Annotated in this window: 6 protein-coding genes and 1 pseudogene; 3 read left to right on the forward strand and 4 right to left on the reverse strand. The window is 67.3% G+C overall.

From position 1 onward, the window contains the following. The 3 genes from ADBZ6I_RS15825 to ADBZ6I_RS15835 all read right to left on the reverse strand — a co-directional run. On the reverse strand, nucleotides 1-789 hold a 789-nt coding region (locus ADBZ6I_RS15825; RefSeq protein WP_526385512.1), incomplete at its 3' end, for a cytochrome P450 family protein. A 12-nt stretch (nucleotides 790-801) separates the two neighbouring features. Then, on the reverse strand, nucleotides 802-2,109 hold the full coding sequence (locus ADBZ6I_RS15830) for a cytochrome P450 (protein ID WP_526385502.1): 1,308 nt from the start codon (nucleotides 2,107-2,109) through the stop codon (nucleotides 802-804). A 127-nt stretch (nucleotides 2,110-2,236) separates the two neighbouring features. Next, nucleotides 2,237-2,695 (reverse strand): SRPBCC family protein, encoded by a 459-nt coding sequence (locus ADBZ6I_RS15835; protein WP_526385504.1) that lies wholly within the window; start codon nucleotides 2,693-2,695, stop codon nucleotides 2,237-2,239. A gap of 40 nt (nucleotides 2,696-2,735) precedes the next feature. Here ADBZ6I_RS15835 and ADBZ6I_RS15840 point away from each other — a divergent pair, with 40 nt between their 5' ends. Further along, nucleotides 2,736-3,137 (forward strand): SRPBCC family protein, encoded by a 402-nt coding sequence (locus ADBZ6I_RS15840; RefSeq protein ID WP_526385506.1) that lies wholly within the window; start codon nucleotides 2,736-2,738, stop codon nucleotides 3,135-3,137. Between the two features lie 18 nt (nucleotides 3,138-3,155). Here ADBZ6I_RS15840 and ADBZ6I_RS15845 read toward each other — a convergent pair whose 3' ends face one another. Next, nucleotides 3,156-4,226, reverse strand: coding sequence for a S1C family serine protease (locus ADBZ6I_RS15845; RefSeq protein ID WP_526385508.1), 1,071 nt, complete (start codon nucleotides 4,224-4,226; stop codon nucleotides 3,156-3,158). Between the two features lie 205 nt (nucleotides 4,227-4,431). Here ADBZ6I_RS15845 and ADBZ6I_RS15850 point away from each other — a divergent pair. Further along, a pseudogene (locus ADBZ6I_RS15850) lies at nucleotides 4,432-4,730 on the forward strand (class I SAM-dependent methyltransferase); the annotation flags it as partial. 98 nt (nucleotides 4,731-4,828) lie between these two features. Further along, nucleotides 4,829-5,216, forward strand: a 388-nt coding sequence (locus ADBZ6I_RS15855; protein ID WP_526385510.1) for a lipoprotein LppJ family protein, incomplete at its 3' end; no start/stop codon positions are given.

The raw sequence follows: 5,216 nt of genomic DNA on the forward strand, positions 1-5,216 counted from the left end.
CAGACCGGCGATGGCCTTCAGCTCCGTCTCATTCAGCCGGACCCCTCCTTCGGAGGCGTCGATCAGCTGGCTCATCAGGTCGTCACCCGGGTTGGCCCGTAGCTTATCGAGGTGGGCGGTGAGCCAGTCGTTGAAGCCGGCCAGCCCGCGCTGCACCGTCTGGTACTGGCGCCAATCCAGGCCGAAATCCAAACTGGGAGCCGCTAATTCGCCGAATTCGAGAATCCGCGCGCGGTCTGCGGCGGGGACGCCCAGTATCTCGCTGATGATCGCGACCGGAAGCTGGGCGCAGTATCGCCCGACGATGTCGACCACCCCGTCCGAGCCGGACAGGTCCGCCAGCAGCGCTGCCGCGGTGTCGTCGACCTGATCGCGCAGCGCGGCCACCGCGCGGGAGGTGAACACCGACGACACCGTCTTGCGGTAGCGGGTGTGCTCGGGGGGTTCCACGGCCAGCAGGGACGGCGGCAACAACGGATGCAGCAGGTCAGCCCTGGTGCGCTGTTCGAGCCAGCGCAGTGGTCCCGGCAGGCTCTTGCCCACCGCGACCACCCGGAAGTCGTCCGAGCGCAGCAGATCGAAGGCGACGGCATGATCGACGGTCAGGTAGCTGACCCGGGCCCGGATCAACGGTCCCTGCTGACGGAGTTCTTCGTAGAACGGAACCGGGTTCGCCCGCACCGACGGATCGGCGACGAACCGGGCCTGCGGGTCGCCGTGGTTGGCCGACCACGTCGCCAGGGTGCGGATAACGCCGTGCAGGGACAGCCAATGCAGCCGCTCTTTCATCTCTGCCATGACTCAGACCGGGGGAGTCCAGCTGACCGGGAGACGCTTGATCCCGTGGATGAACGCCGACCACAGCATTGACGGTTCCTCGGTGACGGTGATGTCGGGCAGCCGGTTGCGCAGTTCCTCGAAGACGACCGCGATCTCGCGGCGGGCCAGGTTGGCGCCGAGGCAGAAATGCGTTCCGCCACCACCGAATCCAACGTGATGATTGGGGGAGCGGGTGACGTCGAACATCCACGGGTTGTCGAAGTGCTCCTCGTCGCGGTTGGCCGAGGCATACCACATGCTGACCTTGTCACCGGCGGGTATCCGCACGCCGCTGACCTCCACGTCGCGCGTGGTGGTGCGGCGCATGTAGATCACCGGCGAGGCCCAGCGCACGATCTCCTCGACGGCCGTCGCGGAGTGGGTGTCGAAGTCGTCCCACCAGATCTGCCGCTGTTCGGGGTAGCGGGTCAGCGCCAGCACGCCATGGCTGATCGCGTTGCGGGTGGTCTCGTTGCCGGCTACCGCCAGCAGAATGAAGAACGACGCCACCTCGGCCGAACTCAGCCGCTCGCCGTCGACTTCGGCGGCCACCAGCGCGGTCGTCAAGTCATCGCGCGGGTTTGAGCGCCGGTCCTCGGCCATCGCGGTCGCGTATGCGCCGATGTCGATGGCGACCTTCAGGAATTCCTCGTAGTCGGTGGTGATGTCCGGGTCGCCGAAGCCGAGGATGACGTTGGTCCAGTGGAACACCCGCTCGTGGTCGGAGTCGGGGATGCCCATCATGTCGCAGATCACCTGCAGCGGCAGCGGACCGGACAGTTCGTTGACCAGTTCGCCGTTGCCGTCGGGGTGATTGGCGATCAGGTCGGTCACCAGCCGGCGGGCACGCTCACGCACCGCTTCCTCGGTGCGGGCGACCACCCGCGGAGTGAACGCACTGCGGACGATCCCACGGAGCCGGGCGTGCCGCGGGTCGTCGAGAGCGATCATCGAGCCGAAGTACTCGGCGACCTCGGGCTGCTGATCGGCGATGGTGATGTTGGGGTGCGAACTGAAGATCTCCGGGTGCCGGCTGGCGAAGTGCACGTCGTCGTATTTCATCAGAGCCCAGTGCCCGGGCCCGCGTTCGAACCCCTCGAACTCGATCTCCTCGAAGAACTTGATCGGCGCCTCCCGGCGAAGGGTGGCGAACGCCCCGTCGCGGATGGAGTCGTCGCGCGACCAGAACTTCAGCCGGCCCAGGTTGATGTCTTCCAGCGGGATGTGCGGGGGTGGCTCGCCGTTGACGCGAGTCGCTATCCCCGCCGGGGCAGCCCTGCCGACATCCATCGCCTACCGTCCCCTCGCATCGACTCTCGTTGACTCCACCATAGATCGGCGATTCACCGGCAGAAGGGGGCGAGCGGGGTCAGTTCTCTGCAGCGTCAGTTCTCTTCGGAGTCAGTTCTCTGCGGAGTCAGTTCTCTTCGACGACCTTCTTGATGCGTTCCAGGGTGGTGCGCATGTCACGGACATTGCGCCGTCCCCGCAGATAGCCGGCGAACATCCAGAAAACCCGGACCGGCAGCGCGTTGTTCATCCGGAACGACTCGGTGACGTCGGTGCCGTCGCCGCGGGGCGCGAGCCGGTAGTGCCAGTTGTTGATCGCCTGATCGCCCGGACCCAGGACCGCGAAACCGAACTCCCGGCCCGGTTCGCAGGCGGTGACCCGGCAGTTGGTCCAGTAGACCGGGCCGATCTCGTTACGACGGACGTGGCCGCGGAACTTGGCGCCCAGCGCTGGGCCGTCGGCTCCGTCGAGCCATTCGGCCTCGAACACCTCGGGTGAGAACTTGCCGGTGTTGCGAACTTCGGCGATGAGTTCCCAGATTTTGTCGGCCGGGGCCGACATGTGCACCGTCACGGAGCCTTCCATGGCTCGATCCTAGGGGCCCGCATCGGTAGCGTCTGCGCCCATGGGTATCGCACTGCGTCCGCCGACTGCCAGCGTCGACCGGCGGATCGCCGCTCCGCCCGAGGTGGTGTGGCGTCTGCTGGTCGACCTGGAGCAGTGGCCGCACTGGGGTCCGTCGGTGCGCCGCGCCGAGTTGAGTGACGGCGGCTCGGAGCTGACCAGTGGGGCCCGAGGCACGGTGTGGACCGCCGTCGGCGTCGCGCTGCCGTTCGCCGTCACCGAGTTCGTTCCGGGACGACGGTGGGACTGGACGGTCGCCGGGGTGGGCGCGACCGGCCATGTGGTCACTCCCGTCCCGGGCGGCTGTCGGGTCCGATTCGAAACGCCGTGGTGGGCCGCGGCCTACCTGCCGGTCTGTGCGATCGCGCTGGGCAAGATCGCGAAGCTGGCCGGCGAGCGGTAGCCGGAAAAGGGAAGCCGATCAGCCGACCGGGCCCTTGGCCAGCAGCACCGGCATCACCCGCGGATTTCCGGTCCGGTCGATCCAGGCCAGCATGATCGTGTTGCCGGGCCGGCGCTGATCCATGATGTTCGACAGGTCGGCCGCGGAGTTGACCGGGATGCCGTCGACCGAGACGATCACGTCGCCCGGCCGCAGACCGACCTGGCCGGCCGGGGTGTCCGGCAGCACCTGACGGACCACAGCGCCAGCGGGACCGCCGAACGGCGGCGCGTCGGCGATCCCGACGCCGATGAACGCCGAATCGCCGATGTGCACCGACGGGGACGGCGCTCCGGCGCGGATCTGATTGGCGATGGCGATGGCACGGTCGATCGGGATGGCGAAGCCTTCCCGGCCGTCGACGCCGCCCATGCGGTAGTTGAGGGTGGCGGCCACTGTCACGCCGATCACCTGTCCTGCGCTGTTGACCAGGGGGCCGCCGGAATCGCCGGGGCGAATCTCGGCTGCCACCCGGATGAGATCGAACAGTTCACGCGATCTGCCGCCGGACTCGTCGGTTGCTCGCACCGACGCGCCCAACTGGGTGATGGCGCCGGGCGCGTAACTCGGGGGGCCGCCGGTGCCGTTGGAGTTGCCGATGGCCGCGACGGGATCGCCGACGGCCAGGTTCGACGAGGTGCCCAACGCCGCGATGGGCAGGGGTGGCGCTCCGCGCAGCCGGATGACGGCGATGTCGTTGGCCCGGTCGAAGCCGACGACGTCGACCGGATAGGCCTGGCTGTTGGCCAGGCTGACGGCGGTGATGTCGGTGGCGCCCTCGATGACGTGGTTATTGGTCAGCACGTCGCCGTTCGGACCGAGAACGATGCCCGTGCCCGCCCCGGCGGCGCCCTGATAGGTCAGCGTCGTGTTGATGTCGACCAGCGCCGGCACCACCTGACCCATCACCGAGGACTGGTCGAGGGTGGGCGCCGGCGGGGCCGCCGGCGCCGCCACGGCGGGTGCGGTCGCGATACCGGCCAACAGCGTCAACGTGGCCAGCGCACCGGAAATCCGGCGTGCGCGCCGACCCGTGGGACGTGGATGCATCAAATCCATACCTTCAACTGTGCCTGAAAACCCAAGAAAACGGCAGTTCACCATTTCACCTCGCCGTCTGAATTGTTTGGAAATCGCCGACTCCGGCAATCCACGTCATGCCGCGATGGCCTGGGCGCGCAGAACGTGAGGGGGTCCGTCGAGGCCGCCGGCCGCACGAGAGATGCGTGAAACGGATACGACCTTGGACGCCCGGTTCTTCACCCGGGCGCACGGCATCCTGCCGCCGGCCGGGGTCATGTTGCTGCACACCATCGTCCGGCCCAGCGATGAGGACTACGCGCAGCGCAAACTGCCAATAACTATGCAGCACATGCGATTCGTCAAATTCATGAGTGCTGGGCGTCGGCACTGGAGGCCAACCGGGCGAAAGCGCTGGCGATCCAGTCCGAGGAGGTCTACGACCGGTACATGAAGTACCTCACCGGGTGCGTCGAGCTGTTCCGGGACGGTTACATCGACATTTGCCAGTTCGCCCTGGGAAAAGGCGGCTGAGCGGCCCGCTCGGTAGCATCGGCAGGACGATGGTCAGCTCTCGTCTCCGGTCGCGCACGGGTCTCCTTATTCTTTCCGCAAGCCTGGCGATCTCGTTGGTGCTGGGCAGTCTGTTCGTTGTCACGCACCGGATCTACGACTCGCGCGACACCGAAACACCGGTCGCACCGCTCACCGACGACCAAGCCCGGGCGCAAGTGCTCGACCAGGCCCGCCAGTTCGTCGGTGCCGGGAAACTCGGTGCGCCAAGTGGGGTCTATCTGCTGATGTCGTGTACCAGCCAGGAGCGGCCGCCCTATCAGGGCACCGTACGAGTGAACTTCGATGTCCCCACCGTCGCCGAGACCCCCGTGTATTTCCGCGAGATCGCCCGCGCGATGGAAGCCCGTGGCTGGCACGAAGGCCTGCCGCCCGGACGTCGTCCCGGTGGCCACACCCTGGCCAAGGGCGGACTGATCGCGGTCTATTACCGAGACCCCGACGTCC

The sequence above is a fragment of the Mycobacterium sp. genome, assembly GCF_044342925.1.
GTDB lineage: Bacteria > Actinomycetota > Actinomycetes > Mycobacteriales > Mycobacteriaceae > Mycobacterium.